The organism is Cereibacter sediminicola, from assembly GCF_007668225.1.
Taxonomy (GTDB): Bacteria; Pseudomonadota; Alphaproteobacteria; order Rhodobacterales; family Rhodobacteraceae; genus Cereibacter_A; species Cereibacter_A azotoformans.
Genome location: NZ_VDEK01000021.1, coordinates 1 through 26,673 on the forward strand (window position 1 = coordinate 1; position 26,673 = coordinate 26,673).

The window sequence follows — 26,673 nt, forward strand, 5'->3', positions numbered from 1 at the left end:
CAAGGGCCGCGACCTCGCCGCATGGCTGGGCCTGGTGCCGCGCCAAGCCACCACCGGCGGCAAGCCACGGCTGCTCGGCATCACCAAGCGTGGCAGCCGATATCTGCGAAAGATGCTGATCCAGGGCGCCCGGTCGGCGATGCCGACGCTCGCGAGGGGCGACAGCGCGGTCGGTGCGTGCCTGCGGGCGCTCCTGAGGCGGGCCCACCAGAATGTTGCCGTCGTCGTCTTGGCCGCGAAGATGGCCCGCACCGTCTGGGCGCTGCTGCGCCACGGCCGGACTTGCGCGCCCGTGCCCATGGCCGCGGGGTGACGAACACGCGCCCGCCCAAACCCCGGCCGGGCGCGACAAGCTGCGAGTGGATGGCCTGACAGTCGATCGGTGTCCTGAAAACCTCCGGCGAAAAATGGCCCCTCGAGGCCGGCCCCTTTATGAGGAGCGGGACGCGCGGATCTCCATCTTGGCAGCGGCCACCGAGCCGACATGCCGGATACGTTTGTGCAGACTGATCACGCTGTCACCCACTCGCCGCTTGCAACCGGGGCGGGCCATACGTTTTCACCCGCAGGCTGGAAGCCGTGCGATGCGCCTTCAGATAGGTCACGTCAATCATGATCGTCCTGTGCTCGGCTCTCCCGGCCGCCAGGCCCATCATGATCCGGGCGAAGACTCCGTTCTCGTTCCAACGCTTCCAGCGATTGCAGAGGGTTTTCGCCGGACCGTACTCCCTGGGTGCGTCGCACCACCGCAATCCATTGCGGTTGATGAAGATTATGCCGCTCAGGACGCCCCGGTCGTCGACGCGGGGCTTGCCATGGCTCTTGGGAAAGAACGGCCGCAGCCGCTCCATTTGCGCCTCGGACAGCCAGTAGAGGTTGCTCATCGGTCAGGTCTCCTTGCGAGGCCTGAATTCATGCGAACCGCTCAAAATCAATGACTCCGGAGCCTAGCGACACGACCGCGCGACTTCCCGCCTGGGGGTGACAGGGGCCGGCAATTCGGCCAAAGTCGCCGCCGTCCGATCTCGCACCTCCCGGAGCCTCATGAACCCACGCCTTCTCGCCTTCGGCCTCGCGGTACTGCTGCTCTCTTGCGGCCGCCCCCCCGTCACCGCAGAGCTGCCTTCCGGCCAGACCGTCACCATCGCTGCTCCAAGCTTTGGCGATGCCAAGCCTCACCCGTGGGCCGGGCGCGCGCCCTCGGCCTATCCGGTGCACGGCATCGACGTCTCGCGCTTTCAGGGCCCGATCGACTGGCCCACCGCCGCCTCGGCGGGCGTCTCCTTCGCCTTCATCAAGGCCACCGAGGGCGGCGACCGACTCGACGCCGCCTTTCACGAGAACTGGCGCGGCGCTGGCCGCGCGGGCGTGCCGCGCGGCGCGTACCATTTCTTCTACTTCTGCCGCCCGGCCTCGGAACAGGCCGAGTGGTTCATCCGCAACGTGCCGAACTCACCGCGCGCCCTGCCCCCGGTGCTCGACATGGAGTGGAATCCCTACTCGCCCACCTGCACCTTCCGGCCGGAGCCGGCCGTCGTTCGTGCCGAGGCGCTGACCTTCCTTCGTCAGGTCGGGCAGCATTACGGCAAGCGCCCGATCATCTACACGACCGTGGATTTCTTCGAGCGCAACGAGATGTGGCGCCTGACGGGCTACGACTTCTGGCTGCGCTCGGTCGCCGCCCACCCGCACGAGCGCTACAACGGCCATCCCTGGACCTTCTGGCAGTATACCGGGACCGGCATCGTGCCCGGCATCGACAAGATCACCGACATCAATGTCTTCAACGGCAGCGCCGCCCAGTGGGCTGCCTGGCTTGCGCTGAACCTGCGCTGAGCCTTTCACTCTTGCCGAAATATCCTCGGGGGGACGTCGCCGGCCAAGGCCGGCGGCGCGGGGGGCAGACAGCCCCCCGGCCCTCGGGTTCAGCCGTCCTGCCGGATCCGGGCGTTCTTCGGATCGTAGGGTGAATCCTCGGCAACCACGGCCTCATAGGTCTCGCGGAACATCCGCACCTGCAGCTTCGTGCCCACCTGGGCCAGGTCAGGGCGGACATAGCCCATGCCAATCTGCTTGCCGAAGGCCACCGACCAGCCGCCCGAGGTCAGGCGCCCCACCTTCTCGCCGTTCGACAGCAGCGCCTCCTTGCCCCATGGATCGGCATCCGCCGGCCCGTCGATCAGCAGCGTCACGCATTTCGAGCGGATGCCGGTGTCGAGCATCGCCTGCTTGCCCTGAAACTCCTTCGAGAGATCGATGAACCGGTCAAGCCCCGCCTCGAGCGGCGTCGCATCCCGGCCGAGTTCCGTGCCGAAGGCGCGGTAGCTCTTCTCCTGCCGCAGCCAGTTCTGCGCGCGGGCGCCGACCAGTTTCAGCCCGTGCGCCTCGCCGGCCTTCAGCAGCAGATCCCAGAGATAGGTCGACATCTCGATCGGGTGGTGCAGCTCCCAGCCCAGCTCGCCGGTATAGGCCACGCGCACCGCGCGCACCGGGCACATGCCAAGCTCGATGTCGCGCCAGCTGAGCCAGGGGAAGCGCTTGTTCAAGAGCCGCGTCGCGGGCTCGGCATCCTTCACGATCTTGTTCAGGATCGCGCGGGCGTTCGGGCCGGCCAGCGCGAAGACGCCCCACTGGGTGGTCACGTCATGGATGTCGATCCAGCCGAAGTCGGCGATCTTCTCCTCGGCGCATTTCCGCAGGTAATCCGCGTCGTAGGCCGTCCAGGCCCCCGCCGAGACGAGGTAGTATTCATGCTCGGCCAGCCGCACGATGGTGTATTCGGTGCGGGTCGTGCCGGTCGGCGTCAGCGCATAGGTCAGGTTGATCCGGCCCACGGCGGGCAGCTTGTTGCAGGTGAACCAGTCGAGGAAGGCCGTGGCGCCGGGGCCGCGCACCAGATGCTTGGTGAAGGCGGTCGCGTCGATCAGGCCGGCGGTCTCGCGCAGCACCTCGGCCTCTGCGCGGGCATATTGCCACCACTCGCCGCGACGGAAGCTGCGGGCGTTGTGGTCGAAATCGGGCGCGGCATCGAGCGGGCCGTAATAGTTCGGCCGCTCCCAGCCATTCACCTGCCCGAATTGCGCGCCGAGCGCCTTCTGGCGGTCATAGACCGGCGCGGTGCGCAGCGGGCGGCAGGCTTCGCGCTCTTCGTCGGGATGGTGGAGGATGAAGACATGCTCGTAGCATTCCTCGTTCTTCCGCGCTGCATATTCGGTCGTCATCCACGAGCCGTAGCGCTTGGGATCGAGCGAGGCCATGTCGATCTCGGCCTCGCCCTCGGTCATCATCTGCGCGAGGTAATGGCCGGTGCCGCCCGCCGCGGTGATGCCAAACGAGAAGCCTTCCGCCAGCCACATGTTGCGCAGACCCGGCGCGGGGCCGACCAGCGGGTTGCCGTCGGGCGTGTAGCAGATCGGGCCGTTGTAATCGTCTTTCAGCCCCACGGTCTCCGAGGACGGAATGCGGTGGATCATCGACATGTATTCTTCCTCGATCCGCTCCAGATCCAGCGGGAAGAGGTCGGCGCGGAAGCTTTGCGGCACGTCATAGAGGAAGCGTGCGGGGGCGTTGCGCTCGTAGGGACCGAGGATCCAGCCGCCGCGTTCCTCGCGGACATACCATTTGGCGTCGGCGTCGCGCAGCACGGGGTGCTGGGGGTTCGACTTGCGCCATTCGACCAGAGCGGGGTCGGGCTCGGTCACGATATACTGGTGCTCGACCGGGATCGCCGGGATCTTGATGCCGAGGAGCCGGGCGGTGCGCTGCGCATGGTTGCCGGTGGCGGTCACCACATGCTCGGCGTGGATCTCGAACGTCTCTTCGGACGGGACGAGGTTGCCGCCCTGCTCGACCATCCGCACGCAGGAGACGATCCATTCGCTGCCCGTCCAGCGATAGCCGTTCACCTGGATCTTGCGCTCGATGGTGCAGCCCAGCTGCCGCGCGCCCTTGGCCATCGCCTGCGTGACGTCGGCGGGGTTGATGTAGCCGTCCTGCGGGTGGAACAGCGCGCCCTTCAGATCCTCGGTCCGCACCAGCGGCCAGCGGTCCCTGATCTGCGCGGGCGTCAGGAACTCGTGATAGACGCCCGCGGTCTCGGCCACGCTCGAATAGAGCATGTATTCGTCCATCCGGGCGTCGGTCTGGGCCATGCGCAGGTTGCCCACGACATAGAAGCCGGGGTTGAGCCCCGTCTCGGCTTCGAGCCCCTTGTAGAAATCCACCGAATACTTGTGGATGTGGGTGGTGGCGTAGCTCATGTTGAAGAGCGGCAAGAGCCCCGCCGCGTGCCATGTGGAGCCCGCCGTCAGCTCGTCGCGCTCGACCAGCATCGTATCCCAGCCCGCCTTGGCGAGATGGTAGGCGATGCCGGTCCCGACGGCACCGCCGCCGACGACAAGGGCTTTCACATGGGTCTTCATCCGCGCACTCCGTCACCGCAGGGTTTGCCGCATCAATGACTCATCGCCGCGGTTCGGGACAGGTGGGCCCGACATTTGGCGTCCGAAAACGACATGCGCCCCGGATGACGGGATCGGGACGCCCGTGGGCCGCCGTCGCCGGGGGGCCTTGCGCCCCCCGTCCGCCGCCCCGCGCCGGGGCGCGGGTCGGCGGACTTCGCCTGCGGCGAAGCCCCCCGCAGGATATTTGGACAGAGTGAAAGGATCAGGTGCGGCGCAGGAGCGCCGAGACGAGAAAGGCGAGGGCCGCGGCCGCAACGATCGAGGGGCCGGCGGGCGTGTCGAAGGTGAGCGAGGCGCCAAGGCCCGCGATGCTCGCCCCTGCCCCGATCAGCGCCGCCAGCAGGGCCATCGGCTCGGGGTTGCGCGCAAGGCCGCGCGCCGCCGCCGCCGGGATGATGAGCATGGCCGAGATCAGCAGCGCCCCCACCACCTTCAGCGCGACCGCCACCGTGACGGCGAGGGCGAGCGTCAGGATCAGCCTCTCGCGGCCGGGATCGATGCCCGAGGCGGCCGCCAGATCCTCGTTGATGGTGGAGGTGAGAAGCGCGGTCCAGCGCCAGATGAGCAGCGCCAGAACCAGCGCCGCGCCCATCCAGATGAAGGCGAGATCCGGCAGCGACACCGCGAGGATGTCGCCAAAGAGCCAGGCGGACAGGTCTGTGCGCACCGACGGCAGGAAGCTGACCGCCAGAAGGCCGAAGGCCAGCGCCGAATGGGCCAGCACGCCCAGCATCGTGTCCATTGCCCAGCCACGGCCGCTGAGCATGGCGACGGTCGCGGCCATCACCAGCGCGACGATCAGCGTGCCCAGCCCCACCGGCAGCTCCGTCGCAAGCGCGAGCGCCACGCCGAGGATCGCCGCGTGCGAGGTGGCATCGCCGAAATAGGCCATGCGGCGCCAGACGACGAAGGCCCCGAGCGGCCCCGCCGCGGCCGCCACGCCGATGCCCGCGAGAGCCGCGCGGATGAGGAAATCGTCAAGCATGGTGGTGATGGTGGTGATGATCATCGTGGGTATGGTCGTGATCGTGCTCGTGGCGGTAGAGCGCCAGCGCCCCCTGCGTCCCGTGGCCGAAGAGCGCGCGGTATTCCGGTGCGTTGGAGACCACGCGCGGCGTGCCCTCGCAGCAGACATGCCGGTTGAGGCAGATCACCCGGTCCGAGGCCGCCATCACCACATGCAGGTCATGGCTGACCATCAGCACGGCGGCGCCCGTGGTCGAGCGGACCTCCTCGATCAGGCGGTAGAACGCGGCTTCGCCCGGCTGGTCGAGGCCCTGCGTCGGCTCGTCGAGCATCAGAAGCTCGGGATCGGTCAGGAGGGCCCGCGCGAGAAGCACGCGCTGGAACTGCCCGCCCGAGAGGTCGGCGAGTTGCCGGCCCGCCACCTCGGGCACGCCCACGCGGCGCAGGGCGGCCTCGACCTCGGTCGTCCCGTGCCTGCGGGGAAGCGACAGGAACCGCGCCGCGGTGAGCGGAAGGGTTCCGTCCACCTGCAGCCGCTGGGGGACATATCCGATCCGCAGGCCCGGCTTGCGGCTCACGGAACCGGCGGCGGGCGGCAGGATGCCCAGAAGCGCGCGCAGGAGCGTGCTCTTGCCCGACCCGTTCGGGCCCACGATGGTCACGATCTCGCCGGGCGCGACCGCGAGGCTCACGTCCGACAGGATCTCGTCGCGGCCCCGGCGCACGGCCAGGTGATGGGCGGCAATGAGGCTCATGCGGCCTCCCGGCAGGCGGGGCAGAGGCCCACCGCCTCGATGTTCGTCCGTTCGATCACGAAGCCCAGCTGCCCGGCGGCCGCGTCGAGCGCCGCCCGCACCGGTTCGGCCGGGGCCTCGGCCACCGCCCCGCAGCGGCTGCAGATCAGGAAGGCGGGCGCATGGGCCTCGCCGGGATGCATGCAGGCGGTGAAGGCGTTGAGCCGCCGGATCCGGTGCGCAAAGCCCTGCTCGACAAGGAAATCCAGCGCCCTGTAAGCGACGGGGGGCTTGTTGCCGAACCCTTCCTGCGCCAGCCGGTCCAGCACCTCGTAGGCGCCGAGCGCCCGATGCTCCTCCAGCAGGATCTCGAGCGTCCGCCGCCGGACGGGTGTGAGACGCAGGCCCGCCGCGGCCGCCACCTTCTCGGCGTGCGAGAGGATCGAGGCCGCGCAACTGCTGTGATCGTGCGGCCGGAAGGCCGCCGCCCCTCGGGTCCGGGCATCCATCCACTGTCCCCCATTGACGTGTTACGTTATAACCACATAAACCTGTGCCGTTCCGAACGAAAGGCAGCCCCATGCGTTATACCATACCACCCGCCGTCGCCAGCCTGATTGCGGCCCCTGCCCTTGCCGAGGTGCCGCGCGTGGTTACCGACCTGCCGCCGGTCCATTCGCTGGTGGCGCAGGTCATGGGCGATCTCGGGCAGCCGACCCTCCTGCTCGACCGGGGGGCCGACGCCCACTCGTTCCAGCTGCGCCCGAGTCAGGCGAAGGCGCTGGCCGACGCGGATCTCGTGGTCTGGGTCGGGCCGGAAATGACGCGCTGGCTTGACCGGGCGCTCGCGGGGCGCACGGGAGAGGAAATCCGCCTTTCCACGCTCGAAGGCACGCATCGGCAGGATTTCGGGGACACGGCCGACCATGACCATGACCATGACCATGACCATGCCGGAGAGCACAACCATTCCGCTGAGGAGCATGCGCATGACGACGAACATGGGCACGAGGGCCACAGCCACGAGGGCCTTGACCCGCATCTCTGGCTCGATCCGGCCAACGCCAGGCAGTGGCTGGCCCATGTTGCCGACGTGCTGGCCGATCTCGATCCGGCCAATGCCGCAACCTATGCCGCGAATGCCGAGGCGGCGCGCGCCGACGTTGACGCGCTGGACACGGAAACGGCCCAGCGGCTCGAGGCGGCCCGCGGCCAGCCGTTCTATGTCTTCCACGACGCCTACGGCTATTTCGCAAGCCACTACGGATTGACCATTGCCGGCAGCATCTCGGCTGGCGACGCCGCGTCGCCGGGGGCCGCACATCTGTCCGAGCTGCGGGCGGCGATCTCGGACGAGCCGCGCTGCATCTTTCCCGAGGTGCAGCACGATCCAAGGCTCGTGCAACAGATCGCCGAGGACACGGGCGCACGGATCGGTCCGCCGCTCGACCCCTCGGGCAGCTCGATGGAACCGGGCCCGCGGCTCTATGGCGACCTGATCCGCGGCCTTGCCGACGGGATCCTGTCCTGCGTCGCGCCTTGACCTCGTGCCACCCCCGGCGCAGCCTTGGCCAGCATCGGAGGCGGGCATGACCATCACACGCTTCGGCACCGCCCCCGACGGGCGGGCCGTCCAACGGATCACGCTTCAGGCCGGCGACCTGCGGGTCGCACTGCTCGACCTGGGGGCCATCCTGCAGGATGTGCGCCTTGCGGGGATCGACTGGCCGCTGACCGCGGGCGCCACGGAGCTGGCCGCCTATCTCGGTCCGTTGCGCTGGTTCGGCGCGATCGTCGGGCCGGTCGCCAACCGAATCGGAGGGGCGTCGGCCCGGATCGACGGGCGCGACCTAAGGTTCGCGCCGAACGAGGGGCCGAACCTGCTCCATTCGGGTCCGCAGGGCCTTCATGGCCGCCTCTGGCAGGTGATCGAGGCCGGACCGTCGAGCGCGCGTCTCCGCCTCGATCTGGCGGACGGCATCGACGGCTTTCCCGGCAACCGGCGGATCGAGGCCGAGTTCGCCCTGACGCCGCCGGCCACGCTCCGGCTGGTGCTGACGGCCGTCAGCGACGCCCCTACGCTGATGAACCTCGCCAATCACAGCTACTGGACGCTTGACCCCGAGCCCGGGATCGGTGGCCAGCACCTGCGGGTCGCGGCCGAGCACTGGCTGCCGAGCGCCGACGGCCTGCCGACGGGCGAGATCCGGGCCGCCGAGGGCGCCTTCGATCTGCGCGCAGGCCGACCGCTCGGACCCGCGGAAGAGATCGACCACAATTTCTGTCTGGCGGCGGGGCCGCGCGCGCTTGCCGAGGGTGCGCGCCTCACCGGCCGCTCCGGCGTCAGCCTGACGCTTGCCACGACGGCGCCGGGGCTGCAGGTCTATACCGGGCGCGACATCGACAGCGGCGCCCATGCAGGGCACCACGGCCGCCCGCTCCGTTCCTTCGACGCGATCGCGCTTGAGCCGCAGCTCTGGCCCGATGCCCCGAACCATCCGGCCTTCCCGTCGATCGACCTTCGGCCGGGTGCGCTCTTCCGGCAGGAGACCCGGTTCAGCTTCTCGGCCTGAAGCCGCGCAAGAGACCGTTCCTCGTGGGGAGCGCGCAGGGCCGCGGCGAGGCGCGGCACCTGACTCACCCGTCACGACAGCTCTGGCGACAGACCGCGGCATTGCCTTTTGCGCAACTTGTGATTGCCGCGCGGGCACGGTCTGTTCGCGCCATCCTTGGCATTCCTGCCAGAAAAGAAGATGACGCTACGATCCTTCTCCGCCTTGACCGATCAGGAGCCGCTGTTCCGGGACCTTGCGCCCGCGGGCAGCTATGTGGCGCTGAGGGTTGGTTTTCTGGCACCCGAGGAAGAGTCGAACCTGTTTCCTTCGACCTGGATACGCTTCTACACGATCCACGCCTACGGGCTGAAGGACCCGCTGACCCGATGGGCCGCCACAGCCAACGGCGCCACGCGCTGGAGTTCGATCACCCTGCCTGACGAGGCGGGCGTGATGGCGGCCTACCGACTTCACGGGTTGCGCTACGGGTGCGTGATCGGCCTGCCCGCCCGCATCTCGCGCAGCCGCAAGCGCACCTTCGGCATCTTCGCCCGCAACGACCGCGAGATGACCAACGCCGAGATCGGCGCGCTCAGGGCCAGCCTTGCGGAACTCCATGCGCCCGAACGCGATGCCCTCACGCAAAGCCAGGCCGAGGTGCTGCGGATGCTGAGCGAGGGGGTCCGATACAAGGAGATCGCCTGGCGGCTCGGCATCACGGAAGGCGCGGTCAAGGCCCGCTTCAAGGCCGCCTGCCAGCGCCTGGGCGCGCGCACCGCCGTTCAGGCCGCCAACATCGCCCAGAAGCGCGGGCTTCTCTGACCGCTTCTTCCGTGGCGTCCCCAGCCGGTGCGACGGAACAGGCACGGGTGGCGGACGTTGGACCGGCTCAGGCAAATGGAGACCCAAGATGAGTAACCAGTCCTACACCCCCGACCCGGCCGCCGCGGATGCGCTCGAGTCGCTGCACGACCGGAGCGTTGACGTGCTGGCGGGCTTTGACACCATGGTCGGAAAGGCCGAACCGCATTTCCGCCCGCTGGCCATGCGGTTTCAGGATCTGCACCGCCGGCACTCGACCGAACTGGCGGGCCTTCTTGCCGCGGCCGGGCGCACCCCCGGCAACGAAGGCACCTTCATGTCCACGGTGAACCGCGCCGTGGTCTCGCTGAGGTCGATCTTCGACGACATCGACGAGGACATTCTCGCGCAGGTCGAGAGCGGCGAGCAGCATGTCCTCGACGCCTTTGACGAGGCGCTGGCCCAGCCGCAGGCCCCCGATGCGCGCGCAAGGCTGAGCGACATGCGGCAGGAACTTGTCCGCCTCCTCGACGAGGCAAAGGCCGCGCAAGCCTGAGCCGCGGCCGCGAGTCCCCGGGCGGAGACGGTCCGCGGCAGCGGGCCGACAATGGCCGCGGCAAGCCGGTGCGACCGCTTGACGCGGCGGCAGCGGCCGCTAGTTCCCCCGGAGGCCACCGGGGGAGGCAGCCATGCTCACATTGTCCGTCAACGGTCGTGATCTCAGTCTCGACGTCGATCCCGACACGCCGCTTCTGTGGGTGCTGCGTGACGAGTTGCGCCTGACCGGAACCAAGTTCGGCTGTGGAATGGCGCAGTGCGGGGCCTGCACGGTCATGCTGGACGGGATGCCCACGCGCTCGTGCGTGACGCCGGTCGGATCGGTTACGGACGCGCGAATCACCACGATCGAAGGCATGCAGGGCCGCGAGATCGAGGTCGTGCAGGCCGCCTGGGCCGCCCTCGACGTTCCCCAATGCGGCTGGTGCCAGTCGGGGCAGGTGATGGCCGCCACTGCCCTGCTGCGCGAGACCCCGAGACCCAGCGACGCGGACATCGATCGCGCCATGAGCGGGAACCTCTGCCGCTGCGCGACCTATCTCAGGATCCGGCAGGCGATCCACGCGGCCTCCCGCACGCTGGAGGGTTGAGCCATGCCCATCCTATCTCGCCGCAATTTCCTGTCCGCCGGCGCGGGCTTCACGCTGCTTCTGGTGCTGCCGGTGCGCTCGGGTCGGACGCAGAGCGGCCCGCCCGACCTGCCCGCCACCCCGAACGCCTTCATCCGCGTGGGTGCCGATGACACGGTGACGGTCATCATCAAGCATCTCGAGATGGGCCAGGGCCCCTACACGGGCCTGGCGACGCTGGTCGCCGAAGAGATGGATGCGGACTGGAGCCAGATCCGCGCCGAAGCCGCCCATGCCGATGACGCCCTCTACCGCAACCTCGCCTTCGGCGTTCAGGGGACCGGCGGTTCCACCGCCATCGCCAACAGCTACATCCAGATGCGCAAGGCGGGCGCTGCGGCCCGTGCCATGCTGGTGGCCGCGGCGGCCGAGGACTGGGGCGTGCCCGCCTCCGAGATCACAGTGCGCGCGGGCCGCCTGTCGCACCCGAGCGGCCGCGAGGCGGGCTTTGGCGCCTTCGCCGCGGCCGCGGCGGGGATGGAGGTGCCGCAGGACCCGCCCCTCAAGGATCCGGCCGACTTCGTCCTGATCGGCACGAATGTCCCGCGGCTCGACTCCGCCGCCAAGTCGAACGGCACCGCGGAATTCACGCTCGACCTCTACCGCGAGGGGATGTTGACGGTGGTGGTCGCCCATCCGCCCGCGTTCGGTGCGACGGTGGCCTCGTGGGACGATGCCGCGGCGTTGAAGGTGCGGGGCGTCGAGATGGTCCGCCAGATCCCGTCCGGGATCGCCGTCTATGCGCGCAACACCTTCGCCGCCCTCAAGGGGCGCGAGGCGCTGCAGATCGAATGGGAGGAGGCCAGGGCCGAGCGCCGCAGCACGACCGAGATGTTCGAGGACATGTCCGGGGCGCTCGAAAGCGCCCGCGTGGTCGAGCAATCGGGCGAGGCGGACGCGCTCGAGGGGGCCGCCGAGTTGCTCGAGGCCGAATACCGCTTTCCCTATCTCGCCCATGCGCCGATGGAGCCGCTCGACGCGGTGATCGAGGTGAAGGAGGGGCGCGCCCAACTCTGGTATGGATGCCAGTTCCCCGCGATCGACCGGCCGATCGTGGCGCAGACGCTGGGTCTTGGCTCCGATGCCGTGCGGATCAACGTGCTCTTTGCCGGCGGCTCCTTCGGGCGACGGGCGCAGGGCGACGGGCATTTTGCGGCCGAGGTCGCGCATGTGGCGCAGGCCGCGGGGCGCGATGGGGCCTTCAAGCTGCTCTGGACCCGCGAGGATGACATCCGCGGCGGCTATTACCGTCCCGCCACGCTCCACCGCCTGCGCGCGGGACTGGACGCCGAGGGCCGCATCGTCGGCTGGGAGAACCGGATCGCCAACCAGTCGATCATGGCCGGCACCGCGCTCGAGGCCTTCATGCAGAACGGGCTCGACCCCAGCTCTTACGAGGGTTCGAACGACCTGCCCTACTCGCTGGGCGCGCGGCACATCGCGTGGGCGCGCGTGGACAGTCCGGTGCCCGTTCTCTGGTGGCGGTCGGTGGGCCACACCCATACCGCCTTTGCGGTCGAGGTCTTCCTCGATGAAGTGCTCGAACGGGCGGGCAAGGATCCGGTGCAGGGCCGGCTCGAGCTGCTCGGGCCAGAGGCCAGCCGCCATCGCGCCGTTCTGGAAAAGGTGGCGGACATGGCGGACTGGAAGGGGCGCACGCGCGACGGGCGCGGCTATGGCGTGGCGCTCGCCAAGAGCTTCGGCAGCCATGTCGCCCAGATCGTCGAGGTGGAAAACGGCGGCTCTCTTCCAAGTGTCACGCAGGTCTGGTGCGCCATCGACTGCGGCCTTGCGGTCAATCCCGACATCGTCCGCGCGCAGATGGAGGGCGGGATCGGCTATGCCCTCTCGGCCGCGCTCTACGGGGCGATCACGCTCGACGGGACCGGGCGCGTGCAGCAGTCGAACTTCGACAGCTACCGTCTGCTCAGGATCGAGGAGATGCCGCAGGTGCATGTGGCGATCCTGCCATCGGCGGAACCGCCGACCGGCGTGGGGGAACCCGGCGTGCCCCCTCTCGGGCCGGCCGTGGCGAACGCCTGGCGCGCCCTGACCGGGCGGCCCGTCCGTCAGCTTCCCCTCGCGCAGCAGCCGGCCTGAGGCAACCGGCCGGCCCCGCCCCATCGGTTTCGTCACCGCAGCCACGCCTCTGGCTGGACGTTCTGCCGCCCTTTTGCGATCAGTCGGACATCGGCGACATCGAGGGAAGCGGGATGAACAAGACGATCTACATTCTGAACGGGCCCAACCTGAACCTGCTGGGCCAGCGCCAGCCCGAGATCTATGGCCACGACACCCTTGCGGATGTCGAGCGCGCCTGCGCCGCCGTCGCGGCCGAAAAGGGGTTCGAGGTCCGGCTCTTCCAGTCCAACCACGAGGGCGCCATCATCGACACGATCCACGAGGCGCGTCACGCAGCCTGCGGCATCGTCATCAATCCCGGCGCCTACACCCACACCTCCGTCGCGATCCTCGACGCGCTCAACGCCTTCGACGGGCCGGTGATCGAATGCCACATCTCGAACATCCACAAGCGCGAGGGCTTCCGGCATCATTCCTACGTCAGCCTTCGGGCCGATGGGGTGCTGGCGGGACTGGGGGTCGAGGGTTACGAGCTGGCCGTGCGCCGGATCTGCTCGCTCTGCTCGAAGTAGCAGGCCGCGGGCGCCGGGGCGCGGCTTGTTTCAAGGCCGCGCTGAGCGGCGGGCGAGGTGGAACAGCAGGCCTGTCGGCGAAGTTGTGCCTCCGATTGCCGTCCGCGTGCGGCGTGCCGGCCGGAAGGCCCTCGGGGGGAACCATGCAGAACGAGCCGACGGGCGAGGCGGTCACAGGCGTGGTCGCGGCCCGGGATGCACCGCCACAGCCCGCCCCGCCCGGGCCCGAGACGGTGCAGCTCAACCATCTCGTCGCGATCCGCAGGCTTCTCGGGTTCATCCTTCTCGTTCTCGTCATCATGGGGCTCTATTTCGCCCGCGACGTGATCCTGCCGCTGATGATCGGGCTGCTTCTGGCGCTGACCTTCAGCCCGGTCGTACGCTCGCTGCAGCGGATCGGCATCGCACCTCCGGTGACGGCGACGGCGCTGATCGTCTCGCTGGCCGCGGTGATCGGGATCGGCGCCTTCATCCTGAGCGGGCCGGTCTCGGACTGGATCAGCCAGGCGCCACGGCTGGGCGACCAGCTGCGCGAGCGGGCGCAGACGCTGCTCGCCTCGTTCGAGGCCGTGCAGAACGCCTCCGAGCAGGTTTCGGAACTGGCCAACGATGCCGAGGATCCCACGGTGCAACGGGTGGCGGTGCAATCGCCGGGCATCCTGTCGTCGGCCGTGGGCAGCGTCGCCGCCGTGCTCACCACCACCATCGTGACGCTCGTGCTGGCGCTGTTCCTCCTGGCGTCGGGCGATCTCTTCTACATCAAGCTCATCGAGGCCTTCCCCCGCTTCGGTGACAAGAAGCGCGCCCTGCGGATCGTCTATGGCATCGAGCGGCGGGTCTCGCGCTACCTGCTGTCGGTCACGATCATCAACGCGGGCCTCGGCGTCGTAATCGGCCTCGCGATGTGGGGAGCGGGAATGCCAAGCCCGATCATCTGGGCGATCGGGGCGTTCCTGCTCAACTTCCTGCCCTATATCGGGGCGATCTCGGGCGTGGCGCTCTCGGCCGCGGTGGCGATCGTCCATTACGATCACCTGTCGCAGGCCTTTCTCGTTCCCGCGCTCTATCTTGCGGCCACTGCCATCGAGGGACAGCTGGTGACGCCGATCGTGCTCGGGCGCAGGCTCGAGCTGAACACCGTCTCGGTCTTTGTCACCGTGATCTTCTGGGGCTGGCTCTGGGGCGTGCCGGGCGCGCTGGTCGCGGTGCCGTTTCTCGTCTGCCTCAAGGTCGTGTGCGACAATGTCGAGGCGCTGCACACGTTCGGCAACTTCCTCGGGGCGCGCGAGCCGCTGCCCGAACTGGAAGCCGAGCCGGCCGAATGAGGGAACCGCCGGCCCCGCCGGCCGTTCGCCCCGCAGACCCTGAACGGAGGAACCCCCTTGACCGTCATCTGGACCATCATCATCGGCTTTGTCGCCGGCGTCATCGCCAAGTTCCTGCATCCGGGCGACAATGAGCCATCGGGGTTCATCCTGACCACGATCCTGGGCATTGCCGGCGCCTTCGTCGCCACCTGGCTCGGGCAGGTCGTGGGCTGGTATGGTCCGGGCGAAGGCGCGGGATTCATCGGCGCCATCCTGGGCGCGATCCTCGTGCTGATGATCTGGGGCGCGCTCACCCGCAAGCGCGGCTGAGGGCCTCGGGCCCGCCCTAGCGCAGGCCGTGCGCCATCTGCGCCGCCTCCGGCATCCGGCGCAATGCGAGCATCGACCAGGCGCCGAGGAACGGGCCCGGCACCAGCGCAAGAAACACCCAGCGCCAGCCGATCACGCCGGCCAGCAGCGGCAGCGCCCAGATGGTGAAGATCGTCAGGGCAAAGCCCACGCCCATCTGGAAGGCCAGCGCCGAGCCCACCAGATGCGGCGGCGACAGTTCGGTGACCGCGGCCGAGAACTGCGCGCTGTCGGCCACGACAGCGAGCCCCCAGAGCAACGCCAGCCCCACGAGAAGCCAGGCCGGGCCGCTCCAGGCCAGACCGATCGCCAGCGCGCAGCAGCCCGAGACGCCGAGGGCGAGGGCGGTCGTCCGGCAACGCCCGATCCGATCCGACAGCAGCCCGCCCAGCACGCAGCCGGGGGCGCCCGCCGCCAGCACCGCAAAGGTCAGAAGCGAGAGGTTGCCCAGCCCGAGCCCCGCCCCGGAGGCCGCACGGGCCCAGGCCAGGAACCAGCCCCACATGGCGTAAAGCTCCCACATGTGGCCGAAATAGCCGAGGTTGGCCGCCATGACCGGCCGGTTGCGCAGGATCGAGAGCGTCTGGCGCAGGTCCACGCGCCCGGCGCGGCCGAAGGGATGGGGCCCCTCGCGCAGCGCCAGTCCGAAGATCGGCGCCGCCGCCAGGCTGAAGAGGCCGGCCGCCGCGATCACCAGCCGCCAGTCGAGGACCTCGCCCACCCCCCGCACCAGATGCGGCAGGGCCGACCCGAGGGTCAGGGCCCCGATCAGGCAGCCGAGCGCCAACCCCCGGCCGCGCAGGAACCATGTCGCCATCAGCCGGATCGCCGGAGGATAGACGCCCGCCAGCGCCATCCCGGTCACGAGCCGCGCGGTGATGGCGGCCGCCGGGCCGGGCTCCAGCAGGAGGATGAGGGTCGACGCGCCCGCGAGCGCGGCCGCCCCTGCCATCAGCCGGTTGGGATGCAGCCTGTCAGGCAGCCCCAGGACGCTCGAGGCGAGTGCGCCAATGACAAAGCCTGCCTGAACCCCGTTCGTGAGCCAAGCCGCCTCGGAGGACCCGAGGCTCCAGCGTGCGACAAGCTCGGGCATGACGGCGGTGGCCGAGAACCAGGTGGAAAGGGACAAGACAAGAGCGGCACAGGCCACTGCCAGAAAGGCCCAGCGGTTGCCGCTCATGCCTCACCTGCGCCCATGCGATCCTGCCCCCGGTTCCTGCCGGGACATCATCGCGGGCTTTTCGCGCTTCGCCAATGCAATTCCGTCACAGCGGCGGACGAAGCGAGCTGCCGAAATACTTTTTCTTCTGCGGAGCGGAAATTTCTCCCACCCTCGGAGGCTTCGTGCGGGACGAATGCAGTCCGGGCGGCGGCCCGCGCCGCCCGGAAACGTCGGCAAGAGCCCTCAGAGGCTCCGCGCGCGCTCGAGGGCTGCCATGCAGGCCGCCTCGTCGCCGCGGGCGAGCGCGCTGCGCGCCTCTTCGATGGCGCCTTCGCGGGTGGTGGCACCTTCCGCCGACGCGCCTTCGGCGGCCATCGACTCCCCGCTCTGCTGGGCCGCCGCGTCGTCGCCCGACATGGCGATGGTCGAAGTGTCAGTGCCGCCGCCGCCCGGCTGCTCGAGCGGGGCCAGCGAGCCGTCCTTGGCGATGGCCTCACCCTCGCCCGAGCCGGCCGCCGTGCCCGAGCCGCCCGCAGCCATATCGGACCCGCCGACCGCATCCGACGTTCCCGGCCCGGTCGAGCTGGTGCCCGTGGTGGTGCCGGCCATGTCGGTGCCGCCCGCGGTCGATCCAGCCGCGCCCGCACCCGTGGTGTCGGTTCCGGCCGCCCCACCGGCCATGTCGGTTCCGCCCGTGGCCGCGCCCGTCGTGTCGGTTCCGCTCGTCCCGGCGGTGCCGCCGGCGGCTGTATCGGTTCCGGTCGTCGAGCCCGCCGCGCCGCCGGGCGAAGCCGTGTCCGATCCGCCCGACGCGCCAGAGCCCGTGCTGTCCATGCCCGTGGCCGCGGTTCCGGCCGCTCCGCCGCCGGCCGTCATGTCGCTGCCCGTCGTGGACATGTCCGAGCCGGTGGCGCTTGCCGTGGCATCGCCCCCGGCCGCGGCACCGCTCGTGGCCGGCATGTCCGCCGCCCCGCCGGTAAGGGACGCCAGTTCATCCGCGCAATCGGCATGGGCCGCAGTGGCACCAATGAGGGCCAGGGCGCAGGTCGTGAGTGTCAGGCGTTTCATGGATCTCCTCCTCTCCAAGATGGAGGCGTGCAACCGCGGGGCCCGGCGCTTGTTCCGGGCAAAGCGTCGCTTCGCGAGGCGACGCCGTCCCCGCGCCCGGCGGGACGGAAGAAATTTTCACCGCCTGTGTCGATGCGCAGAGCGGCGGCCCCCGACGGGCGAGGGCCGCCGTCGGCGGGATCAGGACGAGGCGACCTCGGCCCCAACATAGACGGGATTGCCCTGCCGCAGCACCTTCAGCAACAGGACCCCGCGGCCGCGCGCCTCCGCCACGGCCGAGGCAAGATCCCGCGGCGTCGCAATCGCGCGCCCCCCGGCCTCTTCGATCACGTCTCCGGGCGCCAGCCGGCCGGCGTTCGGGCCGGCCGGATCGACCGCCGTCACCACCACGCCCGAGGCACCTTCGGGCAGTCCGAGCTGCCGGGCCAGCGCGGGCTCCAGCGGTTGAACCTCGAGCCCGAGCGGCGCGCCCAGCCCCTCTGGCGCGGCGGCCGCAGCGGGCTCCAGTCGGTCGGCCGACAGCTCGCCGATCGTGACCGTCATCTCGCTCTCGCGCCCGTCGCGCTGAACGGTGAGCCGGGCCTCCTCGCCGTTCGGGATGGCCGCGATCAGCCGGGGCAGGCTGGACCGCTCGCCGATCTCCTGCCCGTTGACCGCGGTGATGACATCGCCGCTCTCGATGCCTCCCGCCTCGGCCGGGCTGTCCGGCTGCACCTCGGCCACGAGCGCGCCCCGGCTGCCCTCGAGACCCATCGCCTGCGCGATCTCGGGCGTCAGGGGCTGGATGGTCACGCCCAGCCACCCGCGCGAGACCGAGCCCGTCTCCTGCAGTTGCGCCACCACGTCCCGCACCGTGTTGGCCGGGATCGAGAAGCCGATGCCGACCGATCCGCCCGAGGGCGAGAAGATCGCCGTGTTCATGCCCACCACCTTGCCGGCCGTATCGAAGAGCGGTCCGCCGGAGTTGCCCCGGTTGATGGCCGCATCGGTCTGGATGTAATCGTCATAGGGGCCCGAGTTGATGTTGCGCCCCATGGCCGAGACGATGCCCGACGTGACCGTTCCGCCAAGGCCGAACGGATTGCCGACCGCCACGACCGCATCGCCCACGCGCAGCCGGTCGCTGTCACCGAACTCGACGAAGGGCAGATCACTCGCATCCCGCAGCCGGATCACGGCAATGTCGGTCATGGGATCGGCGCCCACCATCTCGGCCTTGAACTCGCGCCCGTCCTCGAGCTTGACGGTCATGTCGGTGGCATTCTCGACGACATGGTTGTTGGTCACGATCACGCCGTCCTGCGAGATCAGGAACCCCGATCCGAGCCCATGCATGACGCGGTCGCGCTCGCGCTCCGGCGGGCCGGGCATGCGGAACTGCGGGTCGATCTCGCCGAAGCGGCGAAGGAACTCCTCGAGCGGCGATGCCGCCATCGAAGCGGTCTCCTGCGACTTGGCGGTCACCTCGATGAAGACGACGGCCGGCGAGACGCGGGCCACGAGATCGGCATAACCCTGCATCGGCACCTCGGCGTGGGCAGGCGCCACCGGCAGCGCAGTGCCGACGGCGCCTCCGGCAAGGAGGGTGCTGGCAATCAGGACGGCCTTGAGCGAGGATCGGGGGGTGGGCAGGGGCATGGAAACTCTCCTTTGGTTGACCGGGCGCCTGTGGGACCTGCGGCCGGAACCGGGAACCGCGGCGCGTCCGGGCCTGGACACCAACATGGGACGCAAGCTTGCGGGTCCGCTTACGGGCGGATTACCATTCCGTAAGCTCGCACGGACGTGATCGCGGGCCTTGCGGGGCGAACCTTACCGAACGGTGAGGAGCCCGAAAGGTTGCGGCAAGGGGCCCCGCTTAGAGTCGGCCCCATGGAGAGAGCCATGAAGATCCTGCTTGCCGAGGATGACAGTCAGACCGCCGCCTACCTCCGGCAGGGTCTCTCGGCCGAGGGATACAGCGTGGATCATGTGCCCGACGGGCGCGACGCGCTGGTGCAGGCGACGCTGCAACCCTACGACCTGCTGGTGATCGACCGGATGATGCCGGGGCTGGACGGGCTCTCGCTGGTCAAGGCCTTGCGCAGCGCGCAGATCAAGGCCCCCATCCTGATCCTGACGGCGATGGGGGGCGTGACGGACCGGGTCGAGGGGCTTCAGGCGGGCGCCGACGACTACCTTGTGAAGCCCTTTGCCTTCTCGGAGCTTTCGGCCCGGCTTGCGGCGCTTGCCCGCCGCCCGGCCCTTGCCGAAACCGGGCGCGACGTGCTGCGCGTGGGCGATCTCACGCTCGACACGACCCGCCGCACCGCAACCCGCGGCGGCGTCGAGATCGACCTGCAGCCCCGCGAGTTCCGCCTGCTCGAGCATCTGATGCGCTCGGCGGGGCGGGTGCAGACCCGGACGATGCTGCTCGAGGCGGTCTGGGACTTTCACTTCGATCCCGGAACGAGTGTGGTCGAGACGCACATCAGCCGGCTGCGCGCCAAGATCGACCGGCCCTTCGAGAAGCCGCTCCTCCATACGGTTCGGGGGGCGGGCTACATGCTGAAGGCATGAAGGTTACACCCCACCCCTCGCGGTTCCGGGCGGGGGCCGCGCGCCTTCTGGGCTCGTCCTCGCTCCGGTTGGCGGCGCGGCTGACCCTGATCTTCGTGGCGGCGACGCTGCTTGCCGGGGTGGTGTCGGTGCCGCTGCTGACCGGGGCGCTGAAGGACCGGCTGCGCGCCGATGCCCGGCAGATGGCCGAGGCGCTCGCCGCCACATGGCAGGTGGCGGGTCTGGTGGACCTGCATGCCCAGATCGCCACCAACATCGCCACGACCCGCGACTTCGCCAACCTCTATCTGTTCATCGACAATTCCGGCCGGATCGTCTTCGGCAACTTCCATCTGCCCGAGCCCTTCGTCGGTCCGCGCGAACTGGTTTCGGGGCGCGACATGCGGCTGCCCGGCCGCGCCCCCGAGGGGCTCGGCTTTTCGGCCTACGGGCTGCGCATCCCGGCCGGCTACGTCATGGCCGCGCGGCAGACGACGGCGCTCGACGAGGTGAGGGCCATCGTGATCCGCTCGGTGGCCCTGGGCCTCGCGCTTGCGATCCTGCTCGCCGTGACGGTGGCGGGCGTGCTTGCATGGCAGGCCGAGCGGCGGATCGCCCGCCTGTCGGATGTGCTGACCGGCGCCGCCGGCGGCGATCTGTCGAACCGCATCCGGGATGGCGGAAGCGACGACATCGGGCGCATCGCGCAGGCGGTGAATGCCATGCTCGACCAGCTCGAGCTGACGGTCGAGAGCCTGCGTCAGGTCTCGTCCGACGTGGCCCATGATCTGAGGACCCCGATCACCCGGCTGCGCAGCTCGCTCGAGCCGCTGATGCTGCGCGAAGATCTGCCCGAGGATGCGGCGGCCGAGGTCGCCCTTGCCGTTGGCCAGGCGGACCGGATCGTGCGGATCTTCAACGCGGTGCTGCGGATCGCCCAGATCGAGGGCGGCGGCGCACGCCCCCGCTTTGCGCCGCTGGATCTGGGCCAGCTCGTCACCGACCTGCACGAGATGCTCGAACCCGTCGCGGAAGAGCTGGGCCACAGCCTCGCCGCCGAGGTTGCGCCGGTGCGGGTGGACGGCGACCGCGACCTGCTTGCGCAGGCGATCTCGAACCTGGTCGAGAATGCCTTCCGCCATTGCCCGGCCCCGGCGCGCATCACCCTCGCCGTCCGATCGGTCGGCGCCGAGGCCCTCCTCACGGTCACAGACGATGGCCCCGGCATACCGGGGCCGGAGCGCGAGGCGGTCTTTCGCCGCTTCTACCGGCTGGAGCGGAGCCGCAACAGCGAAGGCAGCGGCCTCGGCCTCAGTCTCGTGGCGGCGGTGCTGCGCCTCCACGGCGGGCGGGTGGGCCTCGAGGACGCGCAACCGGGGCTGCGCGTCCTGCTGCGATTGCCGCTCAGCGCCGGATGATCTCCATGCCCGCCAGCGGGCAGTTGCCCTGCTCGGCCGCGGCGAGCTTGAGCGCCTGCGCCTCCTTCACGAGCCGGCAGACCATCGGAAAGCTGCTCGAACCGCTGCCGCCCTCGGGGTCCGACAGGGTCAGAAGGCCGTTGACCGCCTCCCACTGGCCGCTGACCGAGGTGTCAAGCTCGACATTGCGCATGGTGAAGGTGCCGCCGGGGGCAAAGGTCGCGAACAGCGGCCCGATCCCGTAGGTGCCGGCCCACAACTCGCCCACTTCCTCGGCCGGAGCAGGCTGAGGAGCCTCCGCCGTCTCGGCCGCCGGTTCTTCCTCGGCCGGTGCCTCAGCGGGGGCCGCATCCTCTGCCACTGCATCTGCCGCGTCGTCGGCAGCGCCTTCCGCCGCAGAGTCGCCCTGCGCGGCAGCGGCGTCCTCGGCCTCGTCAACCTCCTCGACCGGCACTTCGGGCTCGTCAGCCGCCTCGGCCGGCACTTCAGGCTCCCCGGCCTCTTCCGCCTCGTCAGAAGCGTCGCTTCCCGCTTCCGGCGCTGGCTCGGGCGCCGCCTGCGCCCCGGCCCCGGCCGCGGCGGCAAGTGGCGCCGGGCCTTCCGTGGGCACCTTCAGATCCTGCTCTCCGATCCGCCGCTCGAGTTGCACGAGTTCCTCGGACCGCGAGGCCAGAAGCTGAGCCAGCGTCTCGACCATGCCCTGCAGGTCCGTCCGCTGCCGGGCCGCCGACTGGGCCGCCGCCACCAGCGCGCCGCTCTCGGACCGCAGCCCCTCCATCCGGCGATCGAGATCCTGCACCTCGCCGGCAAGCTTCGAGACGGTCGCGCGGAGTGTGTCCTCGCGGCCGGTCAGCTCCTTCAGCCGGGCATCCGCGGCCTTGAAATCCTCGATGGCCTTGGTCGTGCCCTGCTCGGCTTCGGCCCTGCGGCTGTCGAAACTCGCAATCTCCTCGCGCATCGGCGCCAGTTCGGACGAAAGCCGCTCATGCTCGGCCTCGACCGTCGCGAGTTCGGCCTGGGCCGCTTCAAGCTGGCTCCGGCGCTCGGCAAGCTGGCTCTCGGCCGCCTTCACCTGCGAGGTCAGCCCCGCCACTTCCGTCTCGAGCGCCGCGATCGAGCCGCTCAGCGCCGACTGCCGCGCCAGCTCTTCCAGCGCAAGATTGCGCTCGTTGTACATGTAGGCGCCGAACCCGGCGCCGCCCACGGCAATCACCGCCAGCGTCGCCGGCACGGCAACCGCCATTCCCATGCTCTTCGGCATGATACCCCCTTGCTTCCAACCTGCGACCGGGGGCCTGCCCGAAAGGCCGGGCCCCGGCACCGGAAGCAAGCTTACTGGTAGCGGCCGCCGCGCTCCAAGACTTCAATCTGGTATCCGTCGGGATCCGCGATGAAAAAGAACCGGGCGATCACCTCGCCCCCGGGGGCAAAGTCCACCAATTTCCGCGGGTTGAGCCCGGCTGCGGTCAGCCGGGCATGTTCGGCTGCGACATCTGCGACCGACACGGCCAGATGGCCGTAGCCGTCGCCGAGGTCATAGGGCTCGCTCCGGCCCTTGTTGACCGTCAGTTCCAGCTCGAACCCGCTCTCCGGGTTCGAGAGATAGATCAGCGTGAAACTGTCGAAATCCAGCCGGTCGGCCACCTCGAGGCCAAAGGCCTCGCGGTAGAAGGCCACCGAGCGCGCCTCGTCCTGCACGCGGATCATGCTGTGGATCAGCTTGGCCAAGGAACCCTCCAAATCCGTGAAACCGGGGCGGCTCGGCCGGCCGCCCCCAACCCTCAGGCCGCCGAAACGCCGATGCCGGCCGCGCGGCGCCGCTCGACACGGGCGCGGATGGCGGCGACATCCGTCACCGGCGTCGCGGCAAAGAGCGTCCGCGTGTACTCGTGCTGCGGCGCGTCGAAGACCGCGTCACGGATGCCGTATTCCACCACCTCGCCCTTCCACATCACCATCACCTCGTCGGCGATGTAGCGCACCACCGACAGGTCATGAGAGATGAAGACATAGGTCAGGTCGAATTCCTCCTGCAGGTCGGCGAGCAGGTTCAGCACCTGCGCCTGCACCGAAAGATCGAGCGCCGAGACGGGTTCATCCAGCACCAGAAGCCGCGGGTTCACCATCAGCGCCCGCGCGATGGCAAGGCGCTGGCGTTGCCCGCCCGAGAACATGTGCGGATAGCGGTGGAAGTGCTCGGGCGCGAGGCCCACCTTGACCAGCATCGCCATCGCCTTCTCGCGGCGCGCCTCGGCGCTGTCCTTCGTGTTCAGGATCAGCGGCTCCATCAGCATGTCGCCGACCTTCTGGCGCGGGTTGAGCGAGCCGTAGGGGTTCTGGAACACGATCTGCACCTTGCGGCGCAGGCCCGGCGGCAGGCCCTGCTTCGCGATGTCGATCTTTTCGCCGTCGATCAGCAGATCGCCCTCGGTCGCCGGGTCGATCAGGGTTATGATCCGCGCCAGCGTGGACTTGCCGCAGCCGCTTTCGCCGACCACGGCCAGGGTGCGGCCCTGCTCGACCGCAAAGGAGATCCCCTTGAGCGCGCGGACGGGCCGGGACCGGCGGAAGAGCCCGCCGGAGCCTGCGTAGTCGCGCACGATGTTGCGGGCTTCGAGAACCGGGGCCATCACACGCCTCCTGCCAGAGCTTCGGTATCGACGAAATCCGAGACCGTAGGCAGGCGGTCGCCGGTCGCGAGTTCCGGCAGCGCCGACAGCAGCGCCCGGGTGTAGGGATGCTGCGGCGCCTCGAAGATCTGCAGCACGCCCGCCTCCTCCATCTTGCGGCCCTTGTACATCACCACGACGCGGTCGGCGGTCTCGGCCACCACGCCCATGTCGTGCGTGATCATGATCATGCCCATGCCCGTGTCCTCCTGCAGCTTCATCAGGAGGTCGAGGATCTGCTTCTGGATCGTCACGTCGAGCGCGGTCGTGGGCTCGTCGGCGATCAACAGCTTCGGCTTGCAGGCGATGGCCATGGCGATCATCACCCGCTGGCACTGGCCGCCCGACATCTGGTGCGGGTAGGAGGCCAGCCGCGCCTCGGGCTCGGGGATGCCGACGGCCTGGAACAGCTCGATCGCGCGGGCGCGACGTGCGCGGGCGCCGAGCTTCAGGTGGACGCGCAGCACCTCCTCGATCTGGAAGCCCACCGTGAAGCAGGGGTTCAGCGAGGCGATCGGCTCCTGGAAGATCATCGAGATGTCGCGCCCGATGAGCTTGCGCCGGTCGGCGTCCGACATGCCCAGCATGTCGCGGCCGTCAAAGCGCAGGAGGTCGGCCTCGACCCGCGCCGTCGCGGGCAGAAGGCCCATCGTGGCCAGCATCGCCACCGACTTGCCCGAGCCGCTCTCGCCCACCACCGCCAGCACCTCGCGGCTGTTGACGGTCATGTCGATACCCTTCACGGCGTGGAAGCGGCCGGTCGAGGTGGCGAAACTGACCGAGAGGTTGCGGATTTCGAGAAGCGCCATGATCTCAGCTCCGCTTCAGTTTCGGATCGAGAGCGTCGCGCAGGCCGTCGCCCACGAGGTTGATCGCCAGCACCGTGGTCAGGATCGCAAGGCCGGGGAAGGTCACCACCCACCAGGCCCGCAGGATGAACTCCCGCGCCTCGGCGAGCATGGTGCCCCATTCCGGCGTCGGCGGCTGCGCCCCCATGCCAAGGAAGCCGAGCGCCGCCGCATCCAGAACCGCGTTCGAGAAGGACAGCGTGCCCTGCACGATCAGCGGAGCGAGACAGTTCGGCAGGATGGTGCGGAACATCAGCCGCAGCCGCCCTGCCCCCGCCACCCGCGCGGCCATCACATATTCGCGGTTCTTCTCGGCCATCACCGCCGCGCGGGTAAGGCGTGCGAAGTGCGGTTGCAGCACGATGGCAATGGCGATCATCGCGTTCGTGAGGCCGGGGCCGAGGATCGCCACCATCACCAGCGCCAGCAGAAGCGAGGGGAAGGCAAGGATCACGTCCATCACCCGCATGATGACCGCATCGACCCAGCCGCCGAAGAAGCCCGCGACAAGGCCGAGGATGATCCCGCCCGTCAGCGCGATCGAGACCACGACGCAGCCGATGAAGAGCGACTGCCTTGCCCCGAAGATCAGCCGCGAGAGGATGTCGCGCCCCACCGCATCGGTGCCCAGAAGGAAGGTCGTGCTGCCGCCCTCCTGCCAGAACGGCGGGATGAGCAGCGCGCCGCGGTTCTGCAGCGTCGGGCTGTGCGGGGCCAGAAGCGGCGCAAAGACCGCGACCAGCACCAGCGCGAGGAACACGCCAAGGCCGATGACCGCGCCGCGGTTTTCGGAGAAGTAGAACCAGAACTCGCGCAGGATCCGGCGCTTTTCCGAGGACGGCGGGGCGGGGGGTGTCACGGCGGTCATGGAACCCTCACGAATGACGGATGCGGGGGTTGATCACCCCGTAGAGCAGATCGACGATCAGGTTCACCACCATCACGACGCCCGCCATGAGCAAAAGGCCCCCCTGCACCGACGGATAGTCGCGGCGCGAGATGGAATCGATCATCCACTTGCCGATGCCGGGCCAGGAGAAGATCGTCTCGGTCAGGATGGCGCCGGCCATCACCACGCCGACCTGCAGGCCGATGGTCGTGACCACCGGGATCAGCGCGTTCCTCAGCGCATGAACCGAGATCACGCGGAACGGGCTCATGCCCTTGGCGCGGGCGGTGCGGACATAGTCCTCGCCCAGCACCTCGAGCATGGCTGAACGCGACTGGCGCGCGATAACCGCCATCGGGATCGTCGCCAGCACGATCGCCGGCAGGATCAGGTGGCGCACCGCCGAGGTGAAGGCGCCCTTCTGCCCCGAAACGAGCGAGTCGTAGAGCATGAAGCCCGTGCCGTTCGGGAAGTAGTAAAGCAGGTCGATCCGCCCCGAGACCGGCGTCCAGCGCAGGATGCCCGAGAAGAAGATGATGAGCAGCAGACCCCACCAGAAGATCGGCATGGAATAGCCCACCAGCGCCGTGCCCATCGAGATCTGGTCGAACCAGCTGCCGCGCTTGATCGCGGCGAAGACGCCCAGCGGAATGCCGACCAGCGTGGCCAGCGTGACCGCCACCAGACCAAGCTCGACCGTCGCCGGAAAGAGCGTCAGGAACTCGGTCAGGACCGGCTTCTTGGTGGTCAGCGACAGGCCGAAGTCGCCCTGGAAGAGATTTCCCAGGAAGTCGAAATACTGGACCCAGATCGGGCGGTCGAAGCCGAGCTGGGCCGAGAGCTGCGCATGACGCTCGGGCGTGATGCCACGCTCGCCCGCCATCAGCAGCACCGGATCGCCCGGCAGCAGCCGCACGAAGCCGAAGGCCACGATGGTGATGCCGATGAAGGTCGGTATCAGATAGGCAAGCTTGCCGATGAGGAATCTGATCATCTGAACCCTGAATGATGAGAGGCGCGCCGGGGTCCTCCCGACGCGCCTGCC

At 69.3% G+C, this 26,673-nt stretch carries 26 protein-coding genes and 1 pseudogene; 13 read left to right on the forward strand and 14 right to left on the reverse strand.

Annotated features, from left to right (window positions below):
• On the forward strand, positions 1-313 hold a 313-nt coding region (locus FG154_RS13645; RefSeq protein WP_145108920.1), incomplete at its 5' end, for a transposase.
• 226 nt (positions 314-539) lie between these two features.
• Here FG154_RS13645 and FG154_RS13650 read toward each other — a convergent pair.
• Positions 540-884 (reverse strand): annotated as a pseudogene (locus tag FG154_RS13650) (transposase); the annotation flags it as partial.
• 160 nt (positions 885-1,044) lie between these two features.
• Here FG154_RS13650 and FG154_RS13655 point away from each other — a divergent pair.
• A complete protein-coding gene (locus FG154_RS13655; protein ID WP_145108923.1) occupies positions 1,045-1,836 on the forward strand; it encodes a glycoside hydrolase family 25 protein in 792 nt (263 codons plus the stop codon).
• A gap of 89 nt (positions 1,837-1,925) precedes the next feature.
• On the opposite strand, the gene FG154_RS13660 is transcribed toward FG154_RS13655, so the two are convergent.
• The 4 genes from FG154_RS13660 to FG154_RS13675 all read right to left on the reverse strand — a co-directional run bounded on the left by FG154_RS13660 (position 1,926) and on the right by FG154_RS13675 (position 6,672).
• Entirely contained in the window at positions 1,926-4,421 is a 2,496-nt protein-coding gene (locus FG154_RS13660; RefSeq protein WP_145108928.1) for a GcvT family protein, read from the reverse strand.
• A gap of 244 nt (positions 4,422-4,665) precedes the next feature.
• Positions 4,666-5,448 (reverse strand): iron chelate uptake ABC transporter family permease subunit, encoded by a 783-nt coding sequence (locus tag FG154_RS13665; protein ID WP_011910097.1) that lies wholly within the window; start codon positions 5,446-5,448, stop codon positions 4,666-4,668.
• Positions 5,441-6,184 carry a metal ABC transporter ATP-binding protein gene (locus FG154_RS13670; protein WP_145108931.1) on the reverse strand — a complete coding sequence of 248 codons (744 nt, stop codon included), beginning with the start codon at positions 6,182-6,184 and terminating at the stop codon, positions 5,441-5,443. The genes FG154_RS13665 and FG154_RS13670 overlap by 8 nt, the downstream gene beginning before the upstream one ends.
• Positions 6,181-6,672: a transcriptional repressor gene (locus FG154_RS13675; protein ID WP_145108934.1), complete on the reverse strand. Its 492-nt coding sequence runs from the start codon at positions 6,670-6,672 to the stop codon at positions 6,181-6,183. The genes FG154_RS13670 and FG154_RS13675 overlap by 4 nt, the downstream gene beginning before the upstream one ends.
• Positions 6,673-6,743: 71 nt before the next feature.
• On the opposite strand from FG154_RS13675, the gene FG154_RS13680 reads away from it, so the two are divergent.
• The 9 genes from FG154_RS13680 to FG154_RS13720 all read left to right on the forward strand — a co-directional run bounded on the left by FG154_RS13680 (position 6,744) and on the right by FG154_RS13720 (position 14,997).
• Entirely contained in the window at positions 6,744-7,706 is a 963-nt protein-coding gene (locus FG154_RS13680; protein WP_145108936.1) for a zinc ABC transporter substrate-binding protein, read from the forward strand.
• 46 nt (positions 7,707-7,752) lie between these two features.
• On the forward strand, positions 7,753-8,736 hold the full coding sequence (locus FG154_RS13685; protein WP_145108939.1) for an aldose epimerase family protein: 984 nt from the start codon (positions 7,753-7,755) through the stop codon (positions 8,734-8,736).
• A gap of 180 nt (positions 8,737-8,916) precedes the next feature.
• Positions 8,917-9,540 (forward strand): helix-turn-helix transcriptional regulator, encoded by a 624-nt coding sequence (locus FG154_RS13690; protein WP_145108942.1) that lies wholly within the window; start codon positions 8,917-8,919, stop codon positions 9,538-9,540.
• Positions 9,541-9,628: 88 nt separating this feature from the next.
• A complete protein-coding gene (locus FG154_RS13695) occupies positions 9,629-10,075 on the forward strand; it encodes a ferritin-like domain-containing protein (protein WP_145108945.1) in 447 nt (148 codons plus the stop codon).
• A 133-nt stretch (positions 10,076-10,208) separates the two neighbouring features.
• A complete protein-coding gene (locus FG154_RS13700) occupies positions 10,209-10,667 on the forward strand; it encodes a (2Fe-2S)-binding protein (RefSeq protein ID WP_145108948.1) in 459 nt (152 codons plus the stop codon).
• Between the two features lie 3 nt (positions 10,668-10,670).
• Positions 10,671-12,806, forward strand: a complete 2,136-nt coding sequence (locus FG154_RS13705) for a xanthine dehydrogenase family protein molybdopterin-binding subunit (RefSeq protein WP_145108951.1) — start codon at positions 10,671-10,673, stop codon at positions 12,804-12,806.
• A 113-nt stretch (positions 12,807-12,919) separates the two neighbouring features.
• A complete protein-coding gene (aroQ, locus tag FG154_RS13710) occupies positions 12,920-13,360 on the forward strand; it encodes a type II 3-dehydroquinate dehydratase (RefSeq protein ID WP_145108954.1) in 441 nt (146 codons plus the stop codon).
• Positions 13,361-13,503: 143 nt separating this feature from the next.
• The gene (locus FG154_RS13715; protein ID WP_145108957.1) at positions 13,504-14,685 is read left to right on the forward strand and encodes an AI-2E family transporter; all 1,182 of its coding nucleotides are present in this window, start codon (positions 13,504-13,506) and stop codon (positions 14,683-14,685) included.
• 57 nt (positions 14,686-14,742) lie between these two features.
• Entirely contained in the window at positions 14,743-14,997 is a 255-nt protein-coding gene (locus FG154_RS13720; RefSeq protein WP_011910086.1) for a GlsB/YeaQ/YmgE family stress response membrane protein, read from the forward strand.
• 16 nt (positions 14,998-15,013) lie between these two features.
• On the opposite strand, the gene FG154_RS13725 is transcribed toward FG154_RS13720, so the two are convergent.
• The 3 genes from FG154_RS13725 to FG154_RS13735 form a co-directional block, all read right to left on the reverse strand.
• The gene (locus FG154_RS13725; protein ID WP_145108960.1) at positions 15,014-16,216 is read right to left on the reverse strand and encodes an MFS transporter; all 1,203 of its coding nucleotides are present in this window, start codon (positions 16,214-16,216) and stop codon (positions 15,014-15,016) included.
• Between the two features lie 225 nt (positions 16,217-16,441).
• The gene (locus FG154_RS13730; RefSeq protein ID WP_145108963.1) at positions 16,442-17,266 is read right to left on the reverse strand and encodes a hypothetical protein; all 825 of its coding nucleotides are present in this window, start codon (positions 17,264-17,266) and stop codon (positions 16,442-16,444) included.
• A 180-nt stretch (positions 17,267-17,446) separates the two neighbouring features.
• Positions 17,447-18,904, reverse strand: coding sequence for a DegQ family serine endoprotease (locus FG154_RS13735; RefSeq protein ID WP_145108966.1), 1,458 nt, complete (start codon positions 18,902-18,904; stop codon positions 17,447-17,449).
• A 246-nt stretch (positions 18,905-19,150) separates the two neighbouring features.
• Here FG154_RS13735 and FG154_RS13740 point away from each other — a divergent pair, with 246 nt between their 5' ends.
• Positions 19,151-19,825, forward strand: coding sequence for a response regulator (locus FG154_RS13740; RefSeq protein ID WP_145108969.1), 675 nt, complete (start codon positions 19,151-19,153; stop codon positions 19,823-19,825).
• The gene (locus tag FG154_RS13745; protein WP_145108972.1) at positions 19,822-21,222 is read left to right on the forward strand and encodes a HAMP domain-containing sensor histidine kinase; all 1,401 of its coding nucleotides are present in this window, start codon (positions 19,822-19,824) and stop codon (positions 21,220-21,222) included. The genes FG154_RS13740 and FG154_RS13745 overlap by 4 nt, the downstream gene beginning before the upstream one ends.
• Here the strand turns inward: FG154_RS13745 and FG154_RS13750 are convergent.
• The 6 genes from FG154_RS13750 to FG154_RS13775 form a co-directional block, all read right to left on the reverse strand.
• On the reverse strand, positions 21,209-22,483 hold the full coding sequence (locus FG154_RS13750) for a hypothetical protein (RefSeq protein ID WP_145108975.1): 1,275 nt from the start codon (positions 22,481-22,483) through the stop codon (positions 21,209-21,211). The two genes, FG154_RS13745 and FG154_RS13750, sit on opposite strands and share 14 nt — an antisense overlap.
• Positions 22,484-22,554: 71 nt before the next feature.
• Positions 22,555-22,950, reverse strand: a complete 396-nt coding sequence (locus FG154_RS13755; protein ID WP_011910844.1) for a VOC family protein — start codon at positions 22,948-22,950, stop codon at positions 22,555-22,557.
• 53 nt (positions 22,951-23,003) lie between these two features.
• Positions 23,004-23,852, reverse strand: coding sequence for an ATP-binding cassette domain-containing protein (locus tag FG154_RS13760; RefSeq protein ID WP_145108978.1), 849 nt, complete (start codon positions 23,850-23,852; stop codon positions 23,004-23,006).
• Positions 23,852-24,700 carry an ABC transporter ATP-binding protein gene (locus FG154_RS13765; protein ID WP_145108981.1) on the reverse strand — a complete coding sequence of 283 codons (849 nt, stop codon included), beginning with the start codon at positions 24,698-24,700 and terminating at the stop codon, positions 23,852-23,854. Before FG154_RS13765 ends, FG154_RS13760 begins: the two co-directional genes overlap by 1 nt.
• Positions 24,701-24,704: 4 nt before the next feature.
• The gene (locus FG154_RS13770) at positions 24,705-25,607 is read right to left on the reverse strand and encodes an ABC transporter permease subunit (RefSeq protein ID WP_145108984.1); all 903 of its coding nucleotides are present in this window, start codon (positions 25,605-25,607) and stop codon (positions 24,705-24,707) included.
• Between the two features lie 7 nt (positions 25,608-25,614).
• Positions 25,615-26,622: an ABC transporter permease subunit gene (locus FG154_RS13775; RefSeq protein ID WP_145108987.1), complete on the reverse strand. Its 1,008-nt coding sequence runs from the start codon at positions 26,620-26,622 to the stop codon at positions 25,615-25,617.
• Positions 26,623-26,673: the final 51 nt, after the last annotated feature.

Excerpts from the sequence above, each read along its gene's own strand:
- FG154_RS13775 (WP_145108987.1), bottom strand. The coding sequence starts at position 26,622 with ATGATCAGATTCCTCATCGGCAAGCTTGCCTATCTGATACCGACCTTC.
- FG154_RS13735 (WP_145108966.1), bottom strand. The coding sequence starts at position 18,904 with ATGCCCCTGCCCACCCCCCGATCCTCGCTCAAGGCCGTCCTGATTGCC.
- FG154_RS13695 (WP_145108945.1), top strand. The coding sequence starts at position 9,629 with ATGAGTAACCAGTCCTACACCCCCGACCCGGCCGCCGCGGATGCGCTC.
- FG154_RS13770 (WP_145108984.1), bottom strand. The coding sequence starts at position 25,607 with ATGACCGCCGTGACACCCCCCGCCCCGCCGTCCTCGGAAAAGCGCCGG.
- FG154_RS13655 (WP_145108923.1), top strand. The coding sequence starts at position 1,045 with ATGAACCCACGCCTTCTCGCCTTCGGCCTCGCGGTACTGCTGCTCTCT.
- FG154_RS13730 (WP_145108963.1), bottom strand. The coding sequence starts at position 17,266 with ATGAAACGCCTGACACTCACGACCTGCGCCCTGGCCCTCATTGGTGCC.
- FG154_RS13665 (WP_011910097.1), bottom strand. The coding sequence starts at position 5,448 with ATGCTTGACGATTTCCTCATCCGCGCGGCTCTCGCGGGCATCGGCGTG.
- FG154_RS13675 (WP_145108934.1), bottom strand. The coding sequence starts at position 6,672 with ATGGATGCCCGGACCCGAGGGGCGGCGGCCTTCCGGCCGCACGATCAC.
- FG154_RS13660 (WP_145108928.1), bottom strand. The coding sequence starts at position 4,421 with ATGAAGACCCATGTGAAAGCCCTTGTCGTCGGCGGCGGTGCCGTCGGG.
- FG154_RS13750 (WP_145108975.1), bottom strand. The coding sequence starts at position 22,483 with ATGCCGAAGAGCATGGGAATGGCGGTTGCCGTGCCGGCGACGCTGGCG.
- FG154_RS13700 (WP_145108948.1), top strand. The coding sequence starts at position 10,209 with ATGCTCACATTGTCCGTCAACGGTCGTGATCTCAGTCTCGACGTCGAT.
- FG154_RS13745 (WP_145108972.1), top strand. The coding sequence starts at position 19,822 with ATGAAGGTTACACCCCACCCCTCGCGGTTCCGGGCGGGGGCCGCGCGC.
- aroQ (WP_145108954.1), top strand. The coding sequence starts at position 12,920 with ATGAACAAGACGATCTACATTCTGAACGGGCCCAACCTGAACCTGCTG.
- FG154_RS13705 (WP_145108951.1), top strand. The coding sequence starts at position 10,671 with ATGCCCATCCTATCTCGCCGCAATTTCCTGTCCGCCGGCGCGGGCTTC.
- FG154_RS13685 (WP_145108939.1), top strand. The coding sequence starts at position 7,753 with ATGACCATCACACGCTTCGGCACCGCCCCCGACGGGCGGGCCGTCCAA.
- FG154_RS13765 (WP_145108981.1), bottom strand. The coding sequence starts at position 24,700 with ATGGCGCTTCTCGAAATCCGCAACCTCTCGGTCAGTTTCGCCACCTCG.
- FG154_RS13715 (WP_145108957.1), top strand. The coding sequence starts at position 13,504 with ATGCAGAACGAGCCGACGGGCGAGGCGGTCACAGGCGTGGTCGCGGCC.
- FG154_RS13690 (WP_145108942.1), top strand. The coding sequence starts at position 8,917 with ATGACGCTACGATCCTTCTCCGCCTTGACCGATCAGGAGCCGCTGTTC.
- FG154_RS13680 (WP_145108936.1), top strand. The coding sequence starts at position 6,744 with ATGCGTTATACCATACCACCCGCCGTCGCCAGCCTGATTGCGGCCCCT.
- FG154_RS13740 (WP_145108969.1), top strand. The coding sequence starts at position 19,151 with ATGAAGATCCTGCTTGCCGAGGATGACAGTCAGACCGCCGCCTACCTC.
- FG154_RS13725 (WP_145108960.1), bottom strand. The coding sequence starts at position 16,216 with ATGAGCGGCAACCGCTGGGCCTTTCTGGCAGTGGCCTGTGCCGCTCTT.
- FG154_RS13670 (WP_145108931.1), bottom strand. The coding sequence starts at position 6,184 with ATGAGCCTCATTGCCGCCCATCACCTGGCCGTGCGCCGGGGCCGCGAC.
- FG154_RS13760 (WP_145108978.1), bottom strand. The coding sequence starts at position 23,852 with ATGGCCCCGGTTCTCGAAGCCCGCAACATCGTGCGCGACTACGCAGGC.